Origin of the sequence: Pseudomonas sp. PA-1-6B (assembly GCF_021609545.1) — a bacterium.
GTDB classification, from domain to species: Bacteria; Pseudomonadota; Gammaproteobacteria; order Pseudomonadales; family Pseudomonadaceae; genus Aquipseudomonas; species Aquipseudomonas fluorescens_BV.
Genome location: NZ_WJZM01000002.1, coordinates 187471 through 209440, shown reverse-complemented (window position 1 = coordinate 209440; position 21970 = coordinate 187471). Strand labels below are relative to the sequence as shown.

The following is a 21970-nucleotide window of genomic DNA, read 5'->3' as shown; positions in this document are numbered from 1 at the left end:
GTTAAGATCTTTCGTCTCAACCGAGGCGCGCATTCTACAGCAGCCTCATTTGCTGTCAAGTGGTTATTTTCAGAAGTTTTCGAAGATTTCTTCAACAACTTCAACCACTTGCGCTTGCGATCTCTCGCAAGCGGGAGGCGAATTCTACAGCGTTACACGCTGCTGTCAACACCCCTTTTTCAACTTCCTTTTGGCTTCGATGAACTGAAGCAACTCGCTGCCGAAAACTGCGTAACTCATTGTTTACCAAGAAGTTTTCCGTTTCGACTGCGCCGGAAGTGGGGCGAATTATAGACAGATATAATTCGCCGTCAACACCTATTTTCCGATTTATTCGGATTTGAGCGTAATACGCGCAAATGCCTTCTTCCCCGCCTGGCAAACGTGAGTGGCGCCCAGCTCGTATATAAAGGTGCGGTCAACCACCTCACCATCTATACGTACACCACCCGACCCCAAGAGATCACGCGCGACCGCCGAATTCTTCACCAGGCCAGCCTTATTAAGCACAGCCGCAATCGGCATCGCCTCGGCAGCAGTCAATTCAATCTCCGGCAGATCGTCAGGCAGCTCGCCGTCTTTCATGCGATTACCTGCCGCGCGGTGAGCGCTGGCTGCAGCCTCCTCACCATGGAAACGCGCAACGATTTCTTCAGCCAGTTTAATCTTCACATCGCGAGGATTAGCGCCCGCCTCGACATCCGCACGCAGCGCATTGATCTCGTCCATCGAGCGGAAGCTCAACAGCTCGAAGTAGCGCCACATCAGCGCATCCGGAATAGACACCAGCTTGCCGTACATCACACCTGGTGCTTCCTGAATCCCGACATAGTTACCCAGCGACTTGGACATCTTCTTGACGCCATCCAAGCCTTCCAACAGCGGCATGGTCAGAATGCACTGAGCCTCCTGACCGTAGGCGCGTTGCAATTCGCGCCCCATCAGCAGGTTGAACTTCTGATCGGTGCCACCCAACTCAACGTCCGCGCGCAGTGCCACCGAGTCGTACCCTTGAACCAGCGGATAAAGGAACTCATGGATGGCGATGGGCTGATTGGTCGAGTAGCGCTTGTCGAAGTCATCGCGCTCGAGCATGCGCGCCACGGTGTACTGGGACGTCAGACGAATGAAATCTGCCGGCCCCATTTTGTCCATCCAAGTGGAGTTGAACGCCACCTCAGTCTTGGCTGGATCAAGGATCTTGAATACCTGGGTCTTGTAGGTCTCGGCATTATCGAGCACCTGCTCACGAGTCAGCGGCGGGCGCGTAGCGCTCTTGCCGCTTGGATCACCGATCATCCCGGTGAAGTCACCTATAAGGAAGATGACCTGATGGCCCAACTCCTGGAACTGACGCAGCTTATTAATAAGCACCGTATGACCCAGGTGCAGATCCGGCGCAGTCGGATCAAAGCCAGCCTTGATACGCAGGGGTTGGCCACGCTTGAGCTTTTCGATCAGCTCGGCCTCGACCAACAGTTCTTCCGCACCACGTTTTATCAGCGCTAGCTGCTCTTCAACCGACTTCATAACAGACCCGCAAGGCTCAGATTCAAAAGGGAACCAACCATACAAGATCAGGGACTAATTACAAGTTTTGCCCTGCGCACGGACACCGTTCAGCAAGCCCAGCGTTCGCGAGCTTGCGCCACAGATGATTTGGTTATATTTTATACAGTTATTTCATCTTCATCATGTCATTCATCTTTTCCATTTCATCTTCAAAGTCAAAATTACTTATGACCACTGAACCGTCTAAAGCGCCGCCGCTTTACCCGAAGACCCACCTGCTCGCCGCAAGTGGTATCGCCGCCCTTCTCAGCCTGGCACTGCTGGTATTCCCTTCCAGCGACGTTGAAGCCAAACGAACATCCCTGAGCCTCGATCTGGAAAGCCCAGTTGAACAACTGACACAAGATCAAGACGCTTCCGACGCTCAACAAGCCACAAATGCTCCGGCCGAATCACCTTTCGCACAGATCGAAAGCGCTCCAGAAGACACTCAACAAGCCACCCAGGAAGCACCTGCGGCAACCGCAGCCAAGAATCCCCAGCACCGCGAAGTCATCGTGGGCAAAGGCGACACACTATCTACCCTGTTCGAAAAGGTTGGATTGCCTGCCGCCGCTGTAAATGAAGTGCTCGCCAGCGATAAGCAAGCCAAGCAATTCACTCAGCTCAAACGTGGCCAAAAGCTCGAGTTTGAGCTGACGCCAGACGGCCAGCTGAACAACCTGCACACCAATATCAGCGACCTGGAAAGCATCAGCCTGAGCAAAGGCGCCAAAGGCTTCGCATTCAACCGAATCACTACCAAACCCGTCATGCGTTCCGCCTACGTACACGGCGTGATCAACAGTTCCCTGTCGCAATCGGCCGCTCGTGCGGGCCTGTCGCACAGCATGACCATGGACATGGCCAGCGTTTTTGGCTACGACATCGACTTCGCTCAGGACATCCGTCAAGGCGATGAGTTCGACGTGATCTACGAGCAGAAGGTAGCCAACGGAAAAGTCGTGGGCACTGGTAACATCCTGTCTGCACGCTTCACCAACCGTGGCAAAACCTACACCGCCGTGCGCTACACCAACAAACAAGGCAACAGCAGCTACTACACAGCTGATGGCAACAGCATGCGCAAGGCTTTCATCCGTACCCCCGTTGACTTTGCTCGTATTAGCTCGCGTTTCTCCATGGGCCGCAAGCATCCAATTCTGAACAAAATTCGCGCACACAAGGGCGTCGACTATGCCGCGCCGCGTGGCACGCCAATCAAAGCGGCGGGCGACGGCAAGGTCTTGTTGGCAGGGCGTCGTGGTGGTTACGGCAATACGGTGATCATCCAGCACGGCAACACTTACCGCACGCTGTACGGCCACATGCAGGGCTTTGCCAAGGGCGTCAAGACTGGCGGCAACGTAAAACAGGGGCAAGTGATCGGCTACATCGGCACTACCGGCCTCTCCACCGGCCCGCACTTGCACTACGAGTTCCAGGTCAACGGTGTACACGTCGATCCATTGGGCCAGAAGCTGCCGATGGCGGACCCGATTGCCAAGGCCGAACGCGCGCGCTTTATGGCGCAGAGCCAGCCGCTAATGGCACGGATGGATCAAGAGCGCTCCACCATGCTGGCTTCGGCGAAGCGTTAAGGTATGCCGCTCTATATCGGTGTGATGTCCGGGACCAGCCTCGACGGCCTGGATATCGCCCTTATCGAACAAGACGCGGCGGTCAATCTGATCGCCACCCACTACATCCCGATGCCTGACGCCTTGCGCACAGAACTGCTGAGCCTATGCGCCAGTGGCCCGGATGAAATCGCCCGCTCGGCAATCGCACAGCAACAATGGGTAACGCTCGCTGCGCAAGGCATCAACGCCTTGCTGGATCAACAGAACCTCAAGCCTCAGGACATTCGGGCGATTGGTAGCCATGGTCAGACGATTCGCCATGAACCCGCCCGAGGCTTTACCGTTCAGATCGGCAACCCTGCCCTTCTCACCGAGCTGACAGACATCACCGTCGTCAGCGACTTCCGCAGCCGCGATGTCGCTGCCGGCGGCCAAGGCGCTCCTTTGGTTCCAGCCTTTCATGAAGCCTTGTTCGGCGAACAGACGGGCAATCGCGCGGTATTGAATGTCGGCGGGTTCAGCAACCTCAGCCTGATTGAGACGGGCACGCCTGTCGCCGGTTTCGACTGCGGCCCGGGGAACGTCCTCCTCGATGCCTGGATTAACCTGCAGCGCGGCGAACACTTTGATCGGAACGGGCAATGGGCGGCCAGCGGCGAGGTCCAGCCCCAACTGCTCAATACGTTGCTCAGCGATCCGTTCTTCATGACCAAAGGCCCGAAAAGCACGGGCCGCGAAGTGTTCAACCTGGCCTGGCTGCAGCAGCACCTTGGCCATTTGCCCGCCTTTGAACCCCAAGACGTACAGGCCACCCTGCTGGAGCTGACGGCCCTGACCATCGTCGAGTCCCTGCAAAGCGCCCAGACTGACACAACAACCTTGCTGATCTGCGGCGGCGGCGCCCACAACGGGGCACTGATGAGCCGGCTGACAACGTTGCTGCCTTCCACTCATGTCAGCACTACAGCGGCCTACGGCGTAGATCCTGACTGGGTGGAAGCAATGGCCTTCGCCTGGCTGGCACATTGCTGCCTGGAAGGCATCGCCGCCAATCGCCCCAGCGTCACTGGCGCACGCGGGCTTCGAGTGCTTGGCGCGATCTACCCCGCCTGACCCCAGACAGCAAAACGCCGCTTGGCCCGTAAAAGCCAAGCGGCGTTTTTGTACCTGCTACCGATCAGATCGAGAACGAAGACCCGCAACCACATGTCGTGGTGGCATTAGGGTTCTTGATCACGAAACGCGAGCCTTCCAGACCTTCCTGATAATCCACCTCGGCACCTGCCAGGTATTGGAAGCTCATCGGATCCACGACCAGGCTCACACCCTCGCGCTCAACGATAGTGTCGTCATCGGCCACATCTTCATCGAAGGTAAAACCGTACTGAAACCCTGAACAACCGCCGCCCGTAACGAATACGCGCAGCTTCAAGCGATCATTACCCTCTTCATCGACCAGGCTCTTCACCTTGTGCGCAGCACCGTGGGTGAATTGCAAAGCCGTGGGGGTGAAGGATTCAACGCTCATGCTGATAATCTCCCGGCGTAGCGCCGCCATATGCGTAATGGCCGGTATTATCCGCTTCTCCTAGAAAAGCGGTCAACTATTGTTACGGTATATCAATCCGCCCAGCGACCATTAAAAATGCAAAAGGCCCGATCAACGGGCCTTTTGCGCAACGGTGAGCCCGCGTTAAGGCAACATCCCCGCGTGGGACAGGCCCAACTTCTCGTCCAGGCCGAACAGGATGTTCATGTTCTGCACCGCCTGGCCCGAAGCGCCCTTGACCAGATTGTCGATCACCGACAACACCACCACCAGGTCGCCATCCTGCGGACGATGCACCGCAATACGGCACACATTGGCACCACGCACGCTGCGCGTTTCCGGATGGCTACCGGCCGGCATCACATCGACGAACGGCTCATTGGCATAACGCTTTTCAAACAGTGCCTGCAGGTCTACCGAGCGATCGGCGACGGTCGCATACAGCGTGGAGTGAATCCCGCGGATCATCGGTGTCAGGTGCGGCACGAAGGTCAGTCCCACATCCTGGCCGGCAGCGCGACGCAAACCCTGGCGGATTTCCGGCAAGTGCCTATGACCTTTTACCGCATAGGCTTTCATGCTTTCCGACGTTTCGGAGTAAAGCGAACCTACCGCCGCACCACGGCCCGCACCACTGACGCCCGACTTGCAGTCCGCGATCAGGCGCGACGCATCCGCCAAGCCAGCTTCCAGCAATGGCAGAAAGCCCAATTGCGTCGCCGTCGGATAGCAACCCGGCACGGCAATCAGGCGCGCTTGCTTGATCTGCTCACGATTGACTTCCGGCAGGCCGTAAACCGCCTCTTCCAACAGCTGCGGCGCACCATGGGGCTGGCCGTACCATTTGGCCCACTCATCGGCGTCTTGCAGACGGAAGTCTGCCGACAAGTCGATAACCTTGGTGCCGGCCGCCAGCAGCTCGCCGGCCAACGCATGAGCCACACCGTGAGGCGTGGCGAAGAACACCACGTCGCAGGCAGCCAGGGTCTTGGTGTCCGGCACACTGAACGCCAGGCCGTCATAATGGCCTCGCAGGTTCGGGTACATATCGGCCACGGCCAGCCCGGCTTCGGATCGGGAAGTGATGACCACCACCTCAGCCTGCGGATGCTGAGCCAACAGACGCAGCAATTCGACACCGGTGTAACCGGTGCCGCCGACGATACCGACCTTGACCATAAACCTGCCCTCAACGAACCCACTGGAAAGCCGTCGATAATAGGGGCCGTATCGTCCTGCGACAACCGTCAACGTGACGTACGGGCGCATGAGCCACTACTATCTTCGCTACCGTGAACCTGGGAATAACTAAAATGCTCTATCTATGGGTCAAAGCCTTCCATATCGTCAGCATCGTTTGCTGGTTTGCCGGGCTGTTCTACCTGCCGCGCCTGTTCGTCTACCACGCCCAAAGCGAAGACACCGTCAGCAAGGAGCGCTTCAGCATCATGGAGCGCAAGTTGTACCGTGGCATCATGGGCCCGGCGATGGTTGCCACACTGGTCTTCGGCATCTGGATGCTGGCCCTCAACCCAGGCATTTTCCAGTCGGGCGCCTGGATCCACGCCAAGCTGACCCTGGTCGTCCTGCTGATTGGCTATCACCACATGTGCGGCGCACAGGTAAAGCGCTTCGCCCGTGGCGAAAACACCCGCAGCCATGTCTTTTATCGCTGGTTCAATGAGGTCCCGGTTCTGATATTGCTGGCTATCGTAATTTTGGTCGTGGTCAAACCGTTCTAACGTCAATTACTCGGGGAACCTCCAATGTCGCTGCCCGCTCTGCTGGAACAACGTCTGCGCCTGCCCGTGGTGGCCGCGCCGATGTTTCTGATCTCAAATCCGCAACTGGTCCTGGCCTGCTGTCGCAACGGGGTAGTGGGAAGTTTCCCGGCGCTCAACCAACGCGAAAGCAGCGGTTTCAAGGCCTGGCTGGAAGAAATCGAAGCGGGCTTGGCGCTGCTGGACAATCCTGCGCCCTATGCCGTGAACCTGATCGTGCACAACAGTAACCCGCGGCTGGAGGCTGACCTGGCGATCTGCGTCGAGCACAAGGTGCCCATCGTCATCACCAGCCTCGGTGCGGTAAAGGAACTGGTGGACGCGGTTCATAGCTACGGCGGCCTGGTATTTCATGACGTTACTACCCGACGCCATGCGGAAAAAGCCGCTGAAGCCGGCGTAGACGGCCTGATAGCCGTAGCCGCTGGCGCGGGTGGCCACGCTGGCACCTGGAGCCCCTTTTCGCTGATTGCCGAAATTCGCCAGTTCTTCGACAAAACCCTGCTGCTGGCGGGCTGCCTTAACCATGGGCACGAAATTCTTGCCGCCCAGATGCTGGGGGCAGACCTGGCATATTTCGGTACGCGCTTTATCGGCACCACTGAAAGTCAGGCACCGGATGCCTATAAGGAGATGCTGCTCACATCCCGCGCTGCCGACATCGTGCACACTCCTGCAGTCTCCGGCGTACCTGCAAGCTTTATGCGCCAGAGCCTGGAAAATGCCGGTTTTGACCTTGCTGCGCTTCAAGGCAAGGGTGAAGTCAATTTCGGTTCCAAGCTCAAGCCATTGAGCGATGAGGCCAAAGCGTGGAAAACTGTATGGTCTGCTGGCCAAGGCGTCGGTGAGATCAATGACGTACCCACTGTGGATGAGCTCATAGCGCGCCTGGATGCCGAATACCGCAAAGCACGCGAGCACGCCGCGCAACTGCGCTGGCCACGCTGACCCACTGCCGGGCCTGCCAACTGGACAGGCCTGCATACTCTCCCTGATTAAGTGACAAGGATGCCCGCATGAGCGACAGCCGTTTCAAGATTGTGTTTGACGGAGCCTTGCGCCCAGGTGTCGAAAGCACCACCGCCAAGCTGAACCTCGCCGAGTTATTCAAAAGCGATGTCGAAGCAATCGAAAAACTCTTCACCGGCCGCCCCGTCGCGCTCAAGCGCGACCTGTCCCAGCCCGACGCGCAAACTTACCTGACGGCACTGCACAATGCCGGGATCGACGCTCGCATCGAGGCCGAACAACCCGTGGCGTTCAACCTTGCAGAAACCCACGAGACGGACTCGTCAACCTCTGACCGCGCTGCGTCACCTTATGCACCGCCACGCGCCGCAGTTGGCGACGACCTGCCGGAGTTCGCCACCCTAAAGGTATTCACCATCCACGGGCGCATCGGGCGCCTGCGCTACCTGGCTTGGACGCTGGCACTGACCGTCGCGATGCTGGTGGCAGCGGGCATCATCAGTACGGTGGGCTTCGCGGTGGCGACAGCCTCGCCAACCATCGCCATCATTATTGGCTCGCTGCTGGGTTTCGCGCTGTTTGTGGCATTGGTAGTGGTGAGCGTGCAAATCGGCGTGCAGCGCCTGCATGACCTGGGCTGGTCTGGCTGGCTGTACCTGCTCAACCTGGTTCCGCTGGTAAACAGCGTATTCCCACTGCTATTGCTGGTATTGCCAGGCAATACGGGCGCCAACCAGTACGGCGCGCCACCACCACGCAACTCTACTGCGGTGAAAGTCCTGGCCTCGCTGTGGCTGGCGTTCATTCCCTTGATGCTCATCATCGTCGTCACCCTGGGCATGAATGGCTACCTGGACCAGCTTGAAGCCAACATGGACAGCAGCTACGAAAGCAGCTCCATTACCTCCGATGCAGAGGCCGATCAAAGCGCTATCGTTGACGAAGCCGAAGCGCAAAGTGCTGACGATGCAGCCGAACCTGTAGACTCTCCAGAACAGTGAAGAAACGCCCGCCGCCTGTGACGCACTGTCATAGGCCGGTGGCGTTGCGATGGAGAAAGGCATGACCCGTTACGCTCTGATCACCGGCGCCTCCAGTGGCATCGGCCTGGCATTGGCCGAGGCCTTGGCACGGCGCGGCCGTAGCTTGATTCTGGTGGCCCGCCAGCGTGATCAGTTGGAAAGCATTGCATTGGAGTTGACCCAACGCTTCGGCGTCGAGGTGCTGTTTCGTGCCTGTGATTTGGGCGAGCCGCTGCGTTTGTCCGGCTTTTTGCTGGAGCTCGAAGAGGGTGAGCGACAGATCGACCTGCTGGTCAACTGCGCCGGCATCGGCACCAGCGGGCCGTTCCTGGCCCAGGACTGGATGACCGAGCAGGACCTCATCGAAGTCAACATCCTGGCCTTGACCCGCATGTGCCACGCACTGGGCAATGCCATGGCCCTGCATGGCGGCGGGCAAATCCTCAATGTGGCTTCGGTCGCCGCCTTCCAGCCTGGGCCGTGGATGAGCAGCTACTACGCCAGCAAAGCCTACGTATTGCACTTCTCCGAAGGGCTGCGTGAAGAATTGAAGACCTGCGGCATCAAGGTTTCAGTGCTGTGCCCCGGCCCCACGCGCACCGCATTCTTCGGCACCGCGCAGATGGATACGGCGAAACTCGACCGCAGCCAGCAGCTGATGAGCCCGGAAGAAGTCGCGCTCTACACCGTGCGGGCGCTGGAAAAGAACAAGGCCATCATCATTCCCGGGCGCCGCAATCGTTGGCTGACGTTCAGCCCACGCCTGAGCCCCCGCTGGCTCACCCGCAAAATTGCCGGCGCCATCAACAAGGCCTATTGCCCACGCTGATGGCCTACGTACACTCACCTCACTTTTCACGATGGAGATACAGCTGTGGATACTCTGTTCACCAAGATCATCAACAGGGAAATACCGGCGAAGATCATCTATGAAGATGACCAAGTCCTGGCTTTTCACGATATCGCCCCGCAGGCGCCAGTGCATTTCCTGGTTATCCCGAAAAAGCCCATTCGTACCCTCAACGACCTGACAGAGGACGACAAGGCGCTGGCCGGCCATATCCTGTTCACCGCCCAACGCCTGGCCGTGGAACAAGGCTGCGAAAAAGGCTTTCGTGTGGTGATGAATTGCAATGAAGACGGCGGGCAAACCGTTTACCACATCCATATGCACGTGCTGGGTCAGCGCCAGATGAACTGGCCACCGGGCTGAGTGCACAAGGGCAAATTGACTCAGCACAAACGCTGGACGCTCTCTTGCGGTAAACTGGCCGCCGAGATTCTTCCCGGAGGTCAGCATGACTACCCAACGTCACTACTCGCCAATTGACCGTCTGTTGCTGCAAGCCGACATGGCCATGCGCACCCTGCTGCCGTTCAGCGGCCAGCCCTACCGTCCCTCGCCCGCCATCGTGCAGCCGGATGTACAGCTGAGCGAGACCGATACCCGTCACGTCGCTGGACTGATGCGCATCAACCATACCGGCGAAGTCTGTGCCCAGGCGTTGTACCAGGGCCAGGCGCTGACCGCCAAGTTGCCACAGGTACGCACGGCGATGGAGCATGCGGCAGAGGAAGAGATCGACCATCTGGCCTGGTGCGAACAACGCATCCGCCAGTTGGGCAGCCATCCCAGCGTGCTCAACCCACTGTTTTATGGCTTGTCGTTTGGTATCGGCGCGGCTGCCGGGCTGATCAGCGACAAAGTCAGCCTGGGGTTTGTGGCCGCGACAGAACATCAGGTGTGCAAGCACCTGGATGAACACCTGGAGCAACTGCCGGCCGAAGACGAAAAGTCACGGGCCATTCTTGAGCAGATGCGCATCGATGAAGAACACCACGCAGAGAGCGCGCTGGACGCGGGCGGCTTCCGCTTTCCAGCCCCGGTACGGTTCGGCATGAGCCTGCTGGCCAAGGTCATGACCAAAAGCACCTATCGAATCTGAACCGAAAAAAAGGGCGCCCGAAGCGCCCTTTCTTTTGCCTGCTGCAATCAACCCAACTCGATGATTTCGTAGTCGTGGGTAATGACCACGCCCGCGGCCCCCAGCATGATCGATGCTGAGCAGTACTTCTCGGCCGACAGCTCGATGGCACGCTTGACCTGGGCTTCTTTCAGCGCCCGGCCCTTGACCACGAAATGCATATGGATCTTGGTAAAAACCTTGGGGTCTTCAGTGGCGCGCTCGGCTTCCAGGAAGGCTTCGCAGCTTTCCACGGCTTGCCGGGACTTCTTCAAGATGCTGACCACGTCGAAATTGCTGCAACCGCCCACACCCAGCAGCAACATTTCCATGGGGCGTACACCCAGGTTCCGACCGCCGGCTTCCGGCGGGCCATCCATAACCACCACGTGGCCGCTGCCCGACTCACCGAGGAACATGGCTTCGCCCGCCCATTGGATGCGTGCCTTCATCGCCCAGACTCCACTGCTAAAAAAGGGTCGCCAGCTTAGCACAGGGCCTTGAAACAGCAGCGCCCTGCATAAAATCGATAAATGACAGCGTTTGCCCGCTAAATTGGCTAATCGCGACAGAAGGTGTCTGGTAAGCTGGCGCCAAATGAATGGCGCATTGCCATGTCTTGTACGGCGTGTATCAATGAGATGCCGCTGATAAAAACAACGCCAACGACACCGCGCAGTCTTTTTCGGGATACAACCATGGTTGCTCTTACTCCCACATCCAAGATCAAGAACCTCGACAAGCTGCTGCTGCACTGCCAGCGCCGACGTCATCCGGCCAAGCACAACATCATCTGCGCCGGCGAGCGTTCAGAAACCCTGTTCTTCATCATCAAAGGCTCGGTCACCATCCTGATCGAGGATGAGGATGGCCGCGAGATGATCATTGCCTATCTCAACGCCGGAGACTTCTTCGGGGAGCTGGGTTTGTTTGAGCAAGCAGGCAAAGAGCAGGAACGCAGTGCTTGGGTACGGGCGAAAGTTGAGTGCGAAGTGGCCGAAATCAGCTATGCGAAATTTCGCGAATTGGCCCAGCATGATCCGGACATCTTGTACGCCCTGAGCGGTCAGATCGCCCAGCGCCTGCGCGACACCACGCGTAAGGTCGGCGACCTGGCGTTCTTTGATGTCACTGGCCGCGTCGCTCGCTGCCTGCTGGAATTATGCAAACAACCCGACGCCATGACCCATCCCGACGGCATGCAGATCAAAGTCACGCGCCAGGAGATCGGACGTATTGTCGGGTGTTCGCGGGAAATGGTCGGCCGCGTGCTCAAGGATTTGGAAGAACGCAACCTGGTGCATGTCAAAGGCAAGACAATGGTGGTATTTGGTACCCGTTAAACCGGCAGAAAGCCAGCCAGCATTTGCCGGTACAACGTGTCGAGCCGACTGATCGCGTCCGGCGCGGGAAACGCTTCGTGCAGTGCGATATGGCTATCGGCGCGAACCCGCTGCTCCAAACCGCAGGCTTGATTGAAGCGGTTGACCGCCGCAATCAATTCCTCACGATCATTCTCCAGCAACATCGCCCCATGCACCAACCCGACCGGGCGGCCACCGCTTTGCCGCCAACGCTGGGCAGTGCCCACCATTTTGCGGCCATTGAGGTTGACGTTGTAACGACCGTCGCAAAACGCACCGTCAATTTCGCCGACGGACGCATCGCCACCCAACTCGATCAACAGATCACAGATCGGTTGGCACAAGCGCTGATAACCGGTTTCGATGCGCCCTTGGTCGCCTTCGCTACGCGGCGGGGCATAGATCAGGGCGATGTTGACCGTGGCGCCGGACTGCGGCACCGGCTCACCACCGGTTTCACGCAGCAATACCGGCCAACCCGCATCGGCCGAGACTTGGCTCGCCACCGCGAATGCCGGCAGCCGGCTCAAACGGCGCGGCATGACCAGCGCTTGGTCACTGGGCTGCCAGAACAGCAATCCGAATGCCTGCTCACCCGCGCAAACGGCTGCCAATAGGTCTTGCTCGGCGGCAAGGCCAGCTTCGACAGTCATGATCACGGGCTGGAGCATCGAACACCTACCTGAATAAACACAAAACCAATGTGGGAGCTGGCTTGCCTGCGATAGCGGTGTGTCAGCTACACAGAGGTTGGCTGACCCGCCGCTATCGCAGGCAAGCCAGCTCCTACAGTTCCGAGCGTATTTCAAATCAGTCTAGTGTCGAACCGCTGATCGTCGTACCGCGCTCCGGGAAGAACAAACGCTGCAGCTCCGCCCCCGGGTTCTCGGCGCGCATAAAGGTCTCGCCCACCAGGAACGAGTACACACCACTGATTTCCATCAATTCCACATCGGCGCGATTGACGATGCCACTCTCGGTAATCACCAAGCGATCGCGCGGAATACGCGGCAGCAGGTCGAGGGTAGTTTCCAGGCTGACGTCGAAGGTATGCAGGTTACGGTTGTTGACGCCCACCAGCGGAGTATCGAGGGTCTTCAATGCGCGCTCCAGCTCGTCGCCGTCATGCACTTCGACCAACACGTCCAGGCCGACGCTTTTGGCCACGGCCGCCAGCTCGGCCATCTTCACGTCATCCAATGCCGAGACAATCAGCAACACGCAGTCGGCACCCAAGGCACGAGCTTCGACGATTTGGTACGGGTCGACCATGAAATCCTTGCGGATCACCGGCAGCTTGCACGCAGCGCGCGCCTGTTGCAGGAACGGGTCGGAACCCTGGAAGTAGTCAATATCCGTCAGCACAGACAAGCAGGTTGCCCCACCCTTCTCGTAACTGACGGCGATCTCAGCGGGTACGAAGTGTTCGCGAATCACGCCTTTGCTCGGCGAGGCTTTCTTGACCTCGGCGATCACGGCCGGCTGCTTGAGCTTGGCCTGGGCGATCAAGGCATTGGCAAAGCCGCGTGGTGCCTCGGCGCTTTTCGCCTGCGCTTCCAACTCGGCCAGGCTCACCCGGGCGCGGCGCTCGGCCACTTCTTCAGCCTTGCGGGCCAGGATCTTTTCCAGAACAGTTGGCACACTCATCCTTCATTCTCCATCTTGAATACGGCGGTGAATGCTCCCAGCTCTTCGAGCTTCTCACGAGCCAGGCCGGTGTGCAGCGCATCGTGGGCCAAGGCGACACCTTCCTTGAGACTATAGGCATGGTCGGCGGCGTAAAGGGCTGCGCCAGCATTGAGCACAATCATTTCCGCAGCTTTCTGACCGTTTTCGGTCTTGCGACGCCCCAGGGCATCACGAATCAATTCCAACGAAGCTGCCGGGCTTTCCACCGCCAGGCCGTGCAAGCTCTGGCTTTTCATACCCAGGTCTTCGGGCTCGACCCAATATTCGGTGACCTCGTCGTTCTTCAGCTCCGCCACGAAGGTCGGCGCCGCCAGGCTGAATTCGTCGAGGCCATCCTTGGAATGCACCACCAGCACATGCTTGCTGCCCAGGCGTTGCAAGACTTCGGCCAGCGGCCGGCACAGCGCCTGGCTGAACACGCCTACCACCTGGTGCTTCACACCGGCCGGATTCGTAAGCGGGCCGAGCATGTTGAACAGGGTACGCAAGCCAAGGTCCTTACGCGGGCCGGCAGCGTGTTTCATTGCGCCATGATGGGACTGGGCAAACATGAAGCCGATACCAACGCTGTCAATGCAGCGCGCTACTTGCACCGGCGTGAGGTTCAGGTAAATACCGGCCGCTTCCAGCAAGTCGGCACTGCCGCTCTTGCCAGACACTGCACGGTTACCGTGCTTGGCGACGGTGCAACCAGCGGCGGCCACCACAAAAGATGAGGCGGTCGACACGTTGAAAATATTCGCACCGTCACCGCCGGTGCCCACCACATCGACGACGCCGTCGAGAGTCTTGAGCTCGACCTTGTCCGCCAGCTCACGCATCACCGACACCGCACCGACTATTTCGTCGATGCTTTCGCTCTTCATGCGCATCGCCATCATAAAGGCGCCGATCTGGGCATCGGTGCATTGGCCGGTCATGATCTCGCGCATCACATCGCTCATTTCCGCGGTGCTAAGGTCCAGATGGCCGACGATACGGCTCAGGGCAGTCTTGATATCCATGAAAAGTCCTTAGCGCGTGCCGCCGCTCTGCTTGAGAAAGTTGGCGAACAGCTCGTAGCCCTGCTCGGTCAGGATTGATTCAGGGTGAAATTGCACCCCTTCGATGTTCAGCGTCTTGTGACGCAAGCCCATGATCTCGTCGACCGAGCCGTCTTCCAATTGGGTCCAGGCGGTCAGTTCCAGGCATTCGGGCAAGGTTTCACGCTTGACCACCAGTGAGTGGTAACGGGTCACGGTCACCGGCAGGTTCAGGCCGTGGAACACGCCCAGGTCACGATGGAACACCGGGCTGGTCTTGCCGTGCATGACCTCCCGCGCGCGCACCACGTCACCGCCAAACGCCTGGCCGATGGACTGGTGGCCCAGGCAGACACCCAAGATCGGCAGCTTGCCGGCGAAATACTGGATAGCTTCCAGAGAGATGCCCGCCTCGGTCGGCGTGCACGGGCCAGGTGAGACGACGATGCGCTCGGGGTTCAACGCGGCGATTTCGGCAACAGTGAGTTCATCGTTGCGCACCACCTTGACCTCGGCACCCAGCTCGCCCAGGTACTGCACAACGTTGTAGGTAAAGGAGTCGTAGTTATCAATCATCAGCAACATGTGGGTTCAAACCTCTTGAATTCACTGATTTCAAATGACCGCCTTCCAAGAGTGTGACCCGCTGCCAGACGCACGTTCCGGTTGCCAGGGTGAGTTGGCAAGGGGCGTCAGGCAACGGGTGAAGAAGGCAAATCGGTACAGGTCCGGCCAGGCCGGCAGAGAAAAATGTCAGGCGCGCCAACGCCAACGGGCGTGTGCCTTGACTACTCGCATCAAGAGTTTGCTGATGATCAACACGGGGAGGGTCTCATTCATACGTTCAGGCACAGTAACGTAGGCTCGCCAGCGGTGCAATATGGAGCCGCAAATACGGGGGCCAACGTAGGCAGATTCCACATATCCCTACAGAAAATGCTAGAAATTTTGCTAGTGTTTCACTTCCAACATAAAAACAACCGAATGGAATCTTGCATGCTCAGACCAGCGTTTTTCACGCCCCTTGCCGGCTGCCTCCTGTCATTGGCCTGCGCCCAGGCGTTCGCAGCCCCGTCACCTTATTCAACCATGGTGGTTTTCGGCGACAGCCTGGCTGATGCAGGCCAGTTTCCCGACGGTTCGGCCGGTGCCACGTTGCGCTTTACCAACCGAACCGGGGCGAACTTCCAGGGTGAATACGGCCTGGTCTCCTCAACCCTATTGGGTGCCAAATTGGGGGTAGCCCCCAACGACCTGAATGCCTCCACCTCACCGGTTCGCGCAGCCCAAGGTTTGCCAGACGGGAACAACTGGGCAGTGGGTGGCTACCGTACCGACAATATCCTCGACTCTATTACCTCAGTCTCCGATGCTGCGATTCCCCCCGGCAATGCCGGCGGTGGCACCGTGTTGCGCAGCCGGCAGGGCTATTTGCCGGCCAATGGTGGGAGAGCTGACCCGAACGCGCTCTACTTCCTTTCCGGTGGGGGCAACGACTTCCTCCAAGGCCGGGTACTCAGCCCCGCTCAAGCGGTCGCCGCAGGTGGGCGACTGGCGGACAGCGCCCAGGCTCTGCAACAGGCCGGCGCACGCTACATCATGGTCTGGATGCTACCCGACCTGGGGCTGACGCCGGCCATCAACGGCACCCCACAGCAAGCAGCGACCTCGGCCCTGAGCAATATTTTCAACCAGTCCCTGGTACAGCGCCTGTCACAAGTGGATGCGCAGGTTATTCCGCTGAACATCCCGCTGTTATTGAACGAGGCTTTCGCCGATCCGGCCCGCTTCGGCCTCGCCACCGGCCAGAACCTGACCGGCACCTGCTTCAGCGGCAACAGTTGCACCACCAACCCAACCTACGGCATCGGCGGTACCAATCCGGACCCGACCAAGCTGATCTACAACGACTCGGTCCACCCTACCGTGGCCGGGCAACGCTTGATTGCCGACTACGCCTATTCGCTACTCGCCGCGCCGTGGGAACTGACCTTGCTGCCGGAAATGGCCCAAGGCACATTGCGCGCCCACCAGGACGAGCTGCGTAACCAATGGCAAGCAGACAACGGCAGTTGGCAAGCCGTCGGCCAATGGCGCGCCATAGTGGCCGGCGGCGGCCAACGCCTGGATTTCGATGATCAGAGCAGCTCGGCCAGTGGCGACGGCAGCGGCTACAACCTGAATATCGGTGGCAGCTACCGGCTCGATGAAAACTGGCGCGTGGGCGTTGCCGCCGGCCTGTATCGGCAGACCCTCGAAGCCGGAGCCAATGATTCGGACTACAAGCTCAACAGCTATATGGGCACGGCTTTCGCTCAGTATCAGCAAAATCACTGGTGGGCCGATGCCGCATTGACCGGCGGCAAGCTGGACTTCGACAGCCTCAAGCGCAAGTTCGCCCTGGGTGTCAGTGAAGGCTCGGAGAAAGGTGATACCGATGGCTGGCTCTGGGCACTGAGCGGCCGCGTGGGGTATGACATCGCCACACCGGGCAGCGACTGGCACCTGTCGCCGTTCATCAGCGCCGATTACGCGCGGGTTGAAGTCAATGGTTACTCGGAGAAAAACAGCCGCTCCACTGCTCTGACCTTTGATGATCAACAACGCGACTCCAAGCGCCTGGGCGCCGGCCTGCAAGGCAGCTACCGCATCACGCCGCAAACCCAGGTTTTTGGCGAAGTGGCACACGAGCATGAGTTTGAAAATGACACCCAGAAGGTGAACATTTCGCTCAACAGCGTCCAGGGAATCGACTTCAAGCTGGACGGGTATACGCCTCGCAGTAACTCTGACCGCTTGAGCCTGGGTGTCAGCCACAAGCTGACTCAGGACCTGGCACTGCGCGCGGCGTATAACCTGAGGAAGGATGACAATTTGACCCAGCAAGGCATCAATGTCGGGGTCAGTCTGGATTTCTAAATACTGCGCAAAACAAATGTGGGAGCGGGCTTGCTCGCGAATACGGTGTATCAGTCACACATGTATCGACTGACACTCTGTATTCGCGAGCAAGCCCGCTCCCACATTTTTTATTCCAGCTTCAGTCTCGTGGAGCTTGCTCTGCCAATGCCACGGCACGGAACATCGCTCGGCGCTTGTTCAGGGTTTCTTCCCACTCAAGGGCCGGCACCGAGTCCGCCACAATCCCACCACCAGCCTGCACATGCAGTTCGCCATCCTTGATCACGGCCGTGCGGATCGCAATGGCGGTGTCCATATTGCCGTTCCAGGCAAAATACCCGACGGCGCCGCCGTAGACACCACGCTTGACCGGCTCCAGTTCGTCGATGATTTCCATCGCACGGATCTTCGGCGCCCCCGACAATGTGCCCGCCGGCAAAATCGCCCGCAGTGCGTCCATCGCCGTCAGCCCGGCCTTCAGCTCGCCGGTGACGTTGGACACGATATGCATCACATTGGAATACCGCTCGATGACCATCTTCTCGGTCAGTTTCACCGAGCCGATTTCCGAGACACGCCCGGTGTCGTTGCGCCCCAGGTCGATCAGCATCAGGTGTTCGGCGATTTCCTTGTCGTCGCTGAGCAGGTCTTCTTCCAGCGCCACGTCGGCTTCTTCGGTCGCGCCACGGGGGCGCGTGCCGGCAATCGGGCGCACGGTGATCAGGTTGTCTTCAACCCGCACCAGCACTTCCGGCGAACTGCCCACGACGTGGAAGTCGCCAAAATTGAAAAAGTACATATACGGCGTCGGGTTGAAGCAACGCAGTGCGCGGTACAGGTCAATCGGCGCCGCCTTGAAGTCGATGGACATGCGTTGCGACGGCACCACTTGCATACAATCACCGGCGAGGATGTATTCCTTGATGGTATCGACGGCACGCTCGTAGTCATCCTGGGTAAAGCTTGAGCGGAACACCGGGTCGGCCGCCGGTGGGCGGCTGAGGTCCAGGCCGCGACGCGGGGTGATCGGCTGGCGGAGTTTCTCAAGCAGCGCTTCCAGGTTGGCCTGGCCTTGTTCGAAGGCATCAGCCTGGGCCGGGTCGGCAAGGACAATCGCATGCATCTTGCCGGCGAGGTTGTCGAACACCACCACCGCGTCGGACACCATCAGCAAAATGTCCGGTACGCCCAGCGGGTCCGGGTTCGGGCATTTGCCCAAGCGCTTCTCCACATAACGAACGCAGTCATAGCCGAAGTACCCCACCAGGCCGCCATTGAAGCGCGGCAGGCCAGCGATGGTCGGCACGTTGTAGCGCGCCTTGAAGGTTTCGACAAAAGCCAGCGGATCTTCTACGTCATGACTTTCGATCTCCACGCCATCATGGGTGATGCTCACATGATGGTCGTGTACCCGCAGCACCGTGCGGCATGGCAGGCCAATGATCGAGTAACGCCCCCACTTCTCACCGCCCTGTACCGACTCGAGCAGGTAGGAGTTGGGCTCGTCGGCCAGCTTCAAGTAGATCGACAGTGGCGTATCGAAGTCGGCCAGGGTTTCGCAAGCCATGGGGATACGGTTATAGCCGGCAGCGGCCAAACGCAGGAATTCTTCGCGGGTCATGAGGTGCCTCGTGGTGTGAGGGTCAAACAGTCAGGTAGGCAAACGTGCCGCAAACGCGGCCAGGATCAGTCAGGCGCGCCAACGCCAGCGGGCCAGGGCCTTGATGACTTTCATCCAGAGTTTGCGAGTGACCACCACGATGGAATTTCCAGAAGGGGACGAATCAATGTCGGGCAACGTTATCTCAGCGCCAGCGCCCAAGCAACCGGGGATTAGCAGTCGCAGGTCATCAATCACCAGTGCGGGGGACTCCTCCGCAATCGGCCGGCCATGGTTGTAACCATAACTCAAGGCCACACACTGCACGCCCGCCGCCTTGGCCGCCAGCACATCACTGCGCGAATCGCCGACAAACAGCGACTGAGATGCCGGAATATTGGCCATTTTCATTACGAAAAACAGCGCCGCAGGGTCGGGTTTTTTCTGCGGCAAGGTATCGCCGCCGATGATCCAGCGGAAGTAGCGACCGATTTTCATCTGGTCCAACAACGGCGCAACGAAGCGCTCCGGCTTGTTGGTGATCAGGGCCATTTCCACGCCCTGCTTGCTCAACCACTTGAGGGTGTCGCGCACACCGGGGTAAACCACGGTCAGTTCGTGGCTGCTTTCATAAGCGGCATTGAACAGTTCCAAGGCATGTTCTGCCTCTACCTCATCCACACCCGTGGCATCGATGTCGTTGGCCAGGGCCCGGCGCACCAACATCGGTGCGCCATTGCCAACCCATTCGCGCACCGACTCGACCCCTGCCGGCTTGCGCCCCAGCTTGAGCAGCATCTGGTCCACCGCGGCCGCCAGGTCAGGCACCGAGTCGATCAAGGTACCGTCCAGATCGAACATCACCAGCCGTGGCAATTTGCCGGGGAACAACTGCTCAAAACCGCTCATGGACGCGCCAGCGCCAGTTCGGCACGCATCTTGTCGATGACGGCCTGGTAGTCGGGGGCGTTGAAGATCGCCGAGCCAGCCACGAAGGTATCGGCACCTGCTGCGGCGATCTCACGAATATTGTTGACGTTGACCCCGCCGTCGATCTCCAGGCGAATGTCACGCCCCGACGCATCGATCAGCGCACGGGCCTCACGCAGCTTGTTCAAGGTGCCAGGGATGAACTTCTGCCCGCCGAAGCCTGGGTTGACGCTCATCAGCAAGACCATGTCGACCTTGTCCATCACATACTCAAGCACGCTCAGCGGAGTAGCCGGGTTGAATACCAGGCCCGCCTTGCAGCCGCCTTCGCGGATCAGTTGCAAGGTGCGGTCAACGTGCAACGTAGCTTCCGGGTGGAAGGTGATGTAAGTCGCACCCGCCTCGATGAAGTCACCGACAATACGGTCCACCGGGCTGACCATCAGGTGCGCATCAATCGGCGCAGTGATGCCGTACTTGCGCAACGCGGCGCACACCATCGGGCCGATGGTCAGGTTGGGTACGTAGTGGTTGTCCATGACATCGAAGTGCACGAAGTCGGCACCGGCGGCCAACACCTTGTCCACTTCCTCACCCAGGCGGGCGAAGTCGGCAGAGAGAATCGATGGAGCAATGACGAAGGGCTGCATGACGCACCTTTTTTGAGCTAAATCACGATGGCGCGCATTGTATACCTCATGCTTTGCTGCGCGCACCGTGACCTATCTCAACGGTTAGTAAGCTGCCCGGTAGATTTTTTCGATATCGGCGGCGCTGAGCTTGCGCGGGTTGTTGCGCATCAAGCGCTCAATGCCTGCAGCTTCGCTGGCCATGGCCGGGATGGCGTCCTCGGGCACGCCGAAACTGCGCAGGCCGGACGGGATCTCCACTGCCGCACATAGCCGCGTCATCGCCTCTACAGCCTGGTCGGCAGCGTCATTCACACTCAGCCCGGCGATATTGACGCCCATGGCCTGGGCAATGTCCTGCATACGCTCGACGCAGGCCAACTTGTTCCAGTGCATCACATACGGCAACAACAGCGCGTTGCTTACGCCATGGGCAATGTTGAAGCGCCCACCCAACGGGTAAGCCAGCGCATGCACGGCACCGACGCCAGCGTTGCCAAAGGCCATGCCGGCCATCAGGCTGGCGGTGGCCATGTCGTCACGGGCCTGCAGGTTCGCCGGATTGGCGTAAGCCTTGGGCAACGCGCTGGCAATCAATTTGATCGCACCGATGGCCAGGGCGTCGGTAATCGGCGAGGCATTCAGCGACAGGTAGGACTCGATGGCGTGCACCAAGGCGTCCACACCACTGGCGGCCGTGACACCGCGCGGGCAGGTCAAGGTCATTTGCGGGCTGATCAACGCAACGTCCGGCAGCAAGTAATCGCTGACGATGCCTTTTTTCAGCTGTGCGGCCTTGTCGGACAGTATCGCTACATTGGTCACCTCCGAGCCGGTGCCGGCCGTGGTGGGGATGGCGATCAACGGCGGGCCTTTGCGCGGTACCTGATCGACGCCAAACAAGTCCGCCAGCGCGCCGTGATAACCGGCATAGGCCGCCACGCTCTTGGCGATGTCGATGGCACTGCCGCCGCCCACACCGATCAGGCCGTCATGCCCGCCTTCGCGGTACGCACGCATGCAGTCTTCGACGATGGCAATTTCCGGATCGGGCAGCACACGGTCGAAGATTTCGTAGGCTCGATCACCCAGATGCTCCAGGGCCAGCGCTACGGTACCGGACTGGACCAGCGCGGCGTCGGTGACGATCAACGGATTATCCACATCCAGACGCGTGAGTTCGGCAGCCAGTTGTTCGATGGCACCTGCGCCGGTCAGCAGTTTGTGGGCGATCTTGAATGAGGAAGTACTCATGTGCGCGGCCTCTTATGAATGATGGGCTGGCACAAGAATAGCCGCACCTGGCGTGTTGTCTGCCATTCATTGGCTGAATGGCCGCGCCGCGCTCATCAAGGCTGCTAACAAACCGCCGATAACCTGTTGGTAATGAGAACCGCGCCTCATACCCCTGACAAA

Annotated in this window: 23 protein-coding genes; 11 read left to right on the top strand and 12 right to left on the bottom strand. The window is 59.1% G+C overall.

All coding sequences use genetic code 11. The features are described 5' to 3' along the window. The coding region (locus GIV35_RS02510) for a hypothetical protein (protein WP_236264049.1) at nucleotides 1-294 on the top strand (294 nt) is incomplete at its 5' end. Between the two features lie 36 nt (nucleotides 295-330). Here the strand turns inward: GIV35_RS02510 and tyrS are convergent. Then, on the bottom strand, nucleotides 331-1530 hold the full coding sequence (gene tyrS, locus GIV35_RS02505; protein ID WP_005791998.1) for a tyrosine--tRNA ligase: 1200 nt from the start codon (nucleotides 1528-1530) through the stop codon (nucleotides 331-333). 209 nt (nucleotides 1531-1739) lie between these two features. Between tyrS and GIV35_RS02500 the strand changes: the two genes are divergently transcribed. Together GIV35_RS02500 and GIV35_RS02495 are read left to right on the top strand one after the other, a co-directional pair. Next, nucleotides 1740-3152 carry a peptidoglycan DD-metalloendopeptidase family protein gene (locus GIV35_RS02500; protein ID WP_200649385.1) on the top strand — a complete coding sequence of 471 codons (1413 nt, stop codon included), beginning with the start codon at nucleotides 1740-1742 and terminating at the stop codon, nucleotides 3150-3152. A 3-nt stretch (nucleotides 3153-3155) separates the two neighbouring features. Then, nucleotides 3156-4247, top strand: a complete 1092-nt coding sequence (locus GIV35_RS02495; RefSeq protein WP_105228731.1) for an anhydro-N-acetylmuramic acid kinase — start codon at nucleotides 3156-3158, stop codon at nucleotides 4245-4247. A 64-nt stretch (nucleotides 4248-4311) separates the two neighbouring features. On the opposite strand, the gene erpA is transcribed toward GIV35_RS02495, so the two are convergent. Both erpA and argC read right to left on the bottom strand, forming a co-directional pair. Next, nucleotides 4312-4662: an iron-sulfur cluster insertion protein ErpA gene (gene erpA / locus GIV35_RS02490; RefSeq protein ID WP_003176443.1), complete on the bottom strand. Its 351-nt coding sequence runs from the start codon at nucleotides 4660-4662 to the stop codon at nucleotides 4312-4314. 165 nt (nucleotides 4663-4827) lie between these two features. Then, the gene (gene argC, locus GIV35_RS02485) at nucleotides 4828-5862 is read right to left on the bottom strand and encodes an N-acetyl-gamma-glutamyl-phosphate reductase (protein ID WP_072445540.1); all 1035 of its coding nucleotides are present in this window, start codon (nucleotides 5860-5862) and stop codon (nucleotides 4828-4830) included. Nucleotides 5863-5996: 134 nt separating this feature from the next. Between argC and hemJ the strand changes: the two genes are divergently transcribed. The 6 genes from hemJ to coq7 all read left to right on the top strand — a co-directional run bounded on the left by hemJ (nucleotide 5997) and on the right by coq7 (nucleotide 10401). Further along, nucleotides 5997-6425: a protoporphyrinogen oxidase HemJ gene (hemJ, locus tag GIV35_RS02480; RefSeq protein WP_003194674.1), complete on the top strand. Its 429-nt coding sequence runs from the start codon at nucleotides 5997-5999 to the stop codon at nucleotides 6423-6425. 24 nt (nucleotides 6426-6449) lie between these two features. After that, entirely contained in the window at nucleotides 6450-7412 is a 963-nt protein-coding gene (locus tag GIV35_RS02475; RefSeq protein WP_054920666.1) for an NAD(P)H-dependent flavin oxidoreductase, read from the top strand. Nucleotides 7413-7480: 68 nt separating this feature from the next. Continuing rightward, nucleotides 7481-8434 (top strand): DUF805 domain-containing protein, encoded by a 954-nt coding sequence (locus GIV35_RS02470; protein ID WP_223023233.1) that lies wholly within the window; start codon nucleotides 7481-7483, stop codon nucleotides 8432-8434. Nucleotides 8435-8495: 61 nt separating this feature from the next. After that, a complete protein-coding gene (locus tag GIV35_RS02465) occupies nucleotides 8496-9284 on the top strand; it encodes an SDR family NAD(P)-dependent oxidoreductase (protein WP_003194680.1) in 789 nt (262 codons plus the stop codon). A 45-nt stretch (nucleotides 9285-9329) separates the two neighbouring features. Continuing rightward, nucleotides 9330-9668: a histidine triad nucleotide-binding protein gene (locus GIV35_RS02460; protein ID WP_003194682.1), complete on the top strand. Its 339-nt coding sequence runs from the start codon at nucleotides 9330-9332 to the stop codon at nucleotides 9666-9668. A gap of 85 nt (nucleotides 9669-9753) precedes the next feature. Beyond that, nucleotides 9754-10401: a 2-polyprenyl-3-methyl-6-methoxy-1,4-benzoquinone monooxygenase gene (gene coq7 / locus GIV35_RS02455; protein ID WP_003194684.1), complete on the top strand. Its 648-nt coding sequence runs from the start codon at nucleotides 9754-9756 to the stop codon at nucleotides 10399-10401. Nucleotides 10402-10448: 47 nt separating this feature from the next. Here coq7 and GIV35_RS02450 read toward each other — a convergent pair whose 3' ends face one another. Further along, the gene (locus tag GIV35_RS02450; RefSeq protein ID WP_003194686.1) at nucleotides 10449-10871 is read right to left on the bottom strand and encodes an OsmC family protein; all 423 of its coding nucleotides are present in this window, start codon (nucleotides 10869-10871) and stop codon (nucleotides 10449-10451) included. Nucleotides 10872-11117: 246 nt separating this feature from the next. Between GIV35_RS02450 and crp the strand changes: the two genes are divergently transcribed. After that, nucleotides 11118-11762: a cAMP-activated global transcriptional regulator CRP gene (gene crp, locus GIV35_RS02445; RefSeq protein ID WP_054920677.1), complete on the top strand. Its 645-nt coding sequence runs from the start codon at nucleotides 11118-11120 to the stop codon at nucleotides 11760-11762. Here crp and GIV35_RS02440 read toward each other — a convergent pair. From GIV35_RS02440 to GIV35_RS02425, 4 genes are all read right to left on the bottom strand, one after another. Beyond that, nucleotides 11759-12454, bottom strand: coding sequence for a lipoate--protein ligase family protein (locus tag GIV35_RS02440; protein ID WP_202692529.1), 696 nt, complete (start codon nucleotides 12452-12454; stop codon nucleotides 11759-11761). The two genes, crp and GIV35_RS02440, sit on opposite strands and share 4 nt — an antisense overlap. Before the next feature lie 139 nt (nucleotides 12455-12593). Beyond that, nucleotides 12594-13430 carry an indole-3-glycerol phosphate synthase TrpC gene (gene trpC / locus GIV35_RS02435; RefSeq protein WP_034128811.1) on the bottom strand — a complete coding sequence of 279 codons (837 nt, stop codon included), beginning with the start codon at nucleotides 13428-13430 and terminating at the stop codon, nucleotides 12594-12596. Beyond that, entirely contained in the window at nucleotides 13427-14476 is a 1050-nt protein-coding gene (gene trpD, locus GIV35_RS02430) for an anthranilate phosphoribosyltransferase (protein WP_003194694.1), read from the bottom strand. The genes trpC and trpD overlap by 4 nt, the downstream gene beginning before the upstream one ends. Before the next feature lie 9 nt (nucleotides 14477-14485). Continuing rightward, nucleotides 14486-15079: an aminodeoxychorismate/anthranilate synthase component II gene (locus GIV35_RS02425; RefSeq protein ID WP_032895052.1), complete on the bottom strand. Its 594-nt coding sequence runs from the start codon at nucleotides 15077-15079 to the stop codon at nucleotides 14486-14488. A gap of 411 nt (nucleotides 15080-15490) precedes the next feature. Between GIV35_RS02425 and estP the strand changes: the two genes are divergently transcribed. Then, entirely contained in the window at nucleotides 15491-17413 is a 1923-nt protein-coding gene (estP, locus tag GIV35_RS02420) for an esterase EstP (protein ID WP_236264050.1), read from the top strand. Between the two features lie 121 nt (nucleotides 17414-17534). Here estP and trpE read toward each other — a convergent pair whose 3' ends face one another. The 4 genes from trpE to GIV35_RS02400 all read right to left on the bottom strand — a co-directional run bounded on the left by trpE (nucleotide 17535) and on the right by GIV35_RS02400 (nucleotide 21808). Then, the gene (gene trpE / locus GIV35_RS02415) at nucleotides 17535-19016 is read right to left on the bottom strand and encodes an anthranilate synthase component I (RefSeq protein WP_200649390.1); all 1482 of its coding nucleotides are present in this window, start codon (nucleotides 19014-19016) and stop codon (nucleotides 17535-17537) included. Nucleotides 19017-19085: 69 nt separating this feature from the next. Then, complete coding sequence (locus tag GIV35_RS02410) at nucleotides 19086-19904, bottom strand: phosphoglycolate phosphatase (RefSeq protein WP_034128815.1); 819 nt, start codon at nucleotides 19902-19904, stop codon at nucleotides 19086-19088. Continuing rightward, nucleotides 19901-20575 carry a ribulose-phosphate 3-epimerase gene (gene rpe / locus GIV35_RS02405; RefSeq protein ID WP_003194703.1) on the bottom strand — a complete coding sequence of 225 codons (675 nt, stop codon included), beginning with the start codon at nucleotides 20573-20575 and terminating at the stop codon, nucleotides 19901-19903. Before rpe ends, GIV35_RS02410 begins: the two co-directional genes overlap by 4 nt. Before the next feature lie 84 nt (nucleotides 20576-20659). Next, a complete protein-coding gene (locus GIV35_RS02400) occupies nucleotides 20660-21808 on the bottom strand; it encodes an iron-containing alcohol dehydrogenase (RefSeq protein WP_032895048.1) in 1149 nt (382 codons plus the stop codon). Between the last annotated feature and the right edge of the window lie 162 nt (nucleotides 21809-21970).

Bases quoted from the DNA above. Each gene is read 5' to 3' on its own strand.
- tyrS (WP_005791998.1), bottom strand. From the start codon at position 1,530: ATGAAGTCGGTTGAAGAGCAGCTAGCGCTGATAAAACGTGGTGCGGAA.
- GIV35_RS02500 (WP_200649385.1), top strand. From the start codon at position 1,740: ATGACCACTGAACCGTCTAAAGCGCCGCCGCTTTACCCGAAGACCCAC.
- GIV35_RS02495 (WP_105228731.1), top strand. From the start codon at position 3,156: ATGCCGCTCTATATCGGTGTGATGTCCGGGACCAGCCTCGACGGCCTG.
- erpA (WP_003176443.1), bottom strand. From the start codon at position 4,662: ATGAGCGTTGAATCCTTCACCCCCACGGCTTTGCAATTCACCCACGGT.
- argC (WP_072445540.1), bottom strand. From the start codon at position 5,862: ATGGTCAAGGTCGGTATCGTCGGCGGCACCGGTTACACCGGTGTCGAA.
- hemJ (WP_003194674.1), top strand. From the start codon at position 5,997: ATGCTCTATCTATGGGTCAAAGCCTTCCATATCGTCAGCATCGTTTGC.
- GIV35_RS02475 (WP_054920666.1), top strand. From the start codon at position 6,450: ATGTCGCTGCCCGCTCTGCTGGAACAACGTCTGCGCCTGCCCGTGGTG.
- GIV35_RS02470 (WP_223023233.1), top strand. From the start codon at position 7,481: ATGAGCGACAGCCGTTTCAAGATTGTGTTTGACGGAGCCTTGCGCCCA.
- GIV35_RS02465 (WP_003194680.1), top strand. From the start codon at position 8,496: ATGACCCGTTACGCTCTGATCACCGGCGCCTCCAGTGGCATCGGCCTG.
- coq7 (WP_003194684.1), top strand. From the start codon at position 9,754: ATGACTACCCAACGTCACTACTCGCCAATTGACCGTCTGTTGCTGCAA.
- GIV35_RS02450 (WP_003194686.1), bottom strand. From the start codon at position 10,871: ATGAAGGCACGCATCCAATGGGCGGGCGAAGCCATGTTCCTCGGTGAG.
- crp (WP_054920677.1), top strand. From the start codon at position 11,118: ATGGTTGCTCTTACTCCCACATCCAAGATCAAGAACCTCGACAAGCTG.
- GIV35_RS02440 (WP_202692529.1), bottom strand. From the start codon at position 12,454: ATGCTCCAGCCCGTGATCATGACTGTCGAAGCTGGCCTTGCCGCCGAG.
- trpC (WP_034128811.1), bottom strand. From the start codon at position 13,430: ATGAGTGTGCCAACTGTTCTGGAAAAGATCCTGGCCCGCAAGGCTGAA.
- trpD (WP_003194694.1), bottom strand. From the start codon at position 14,476: ATGGATATCAAGACTGCCCTGAGCCGTATCGTCGGCCATCTGGACCTT.
- GIV35_RS02425 (WP_032895052.1), bottom strand. From the start codon at position 15,079: ATGTTGCTGATGATTGATAACTACGACTCCTTTACCTACAACGTTGTG.
- estP (WP_236264050.1), top strand. From the start codon at position 15,491: ATGCTCAGACCAGCGTTTTTCACGCCCCTTGCCGGCTGCCTCCTGTCA.
- trpE (WP_200649390.1), bottom strand. From the start codon at position 19,016: ATGACCCGCGAAGAATTCCTGCGTTTGGCCGCTGCCGGCTATAACCGT.
- GIV35_RS02410 (WP_034128815.1), bottom strand. From the start codon at position 19,904: ATGAGCGGTTTTGAGCAGTTGTTCCCCGGCAAATTGCCACGGCTGGTG.
- rpe (WP_003194703.1), bottom strand. From the start codon at position 20,575: ATGCAGCCCTTCGTCATTGCTCCATCGATTCTCTCTGCCGACTTCGCC.
- GIV35_RS02400 (WP_032895048.1), bottom strand. From the start codon at position 21,808: ATGAGTACTTCCTCATTCAAGATCGCCCACAAACTGCTGACCGGCGCA.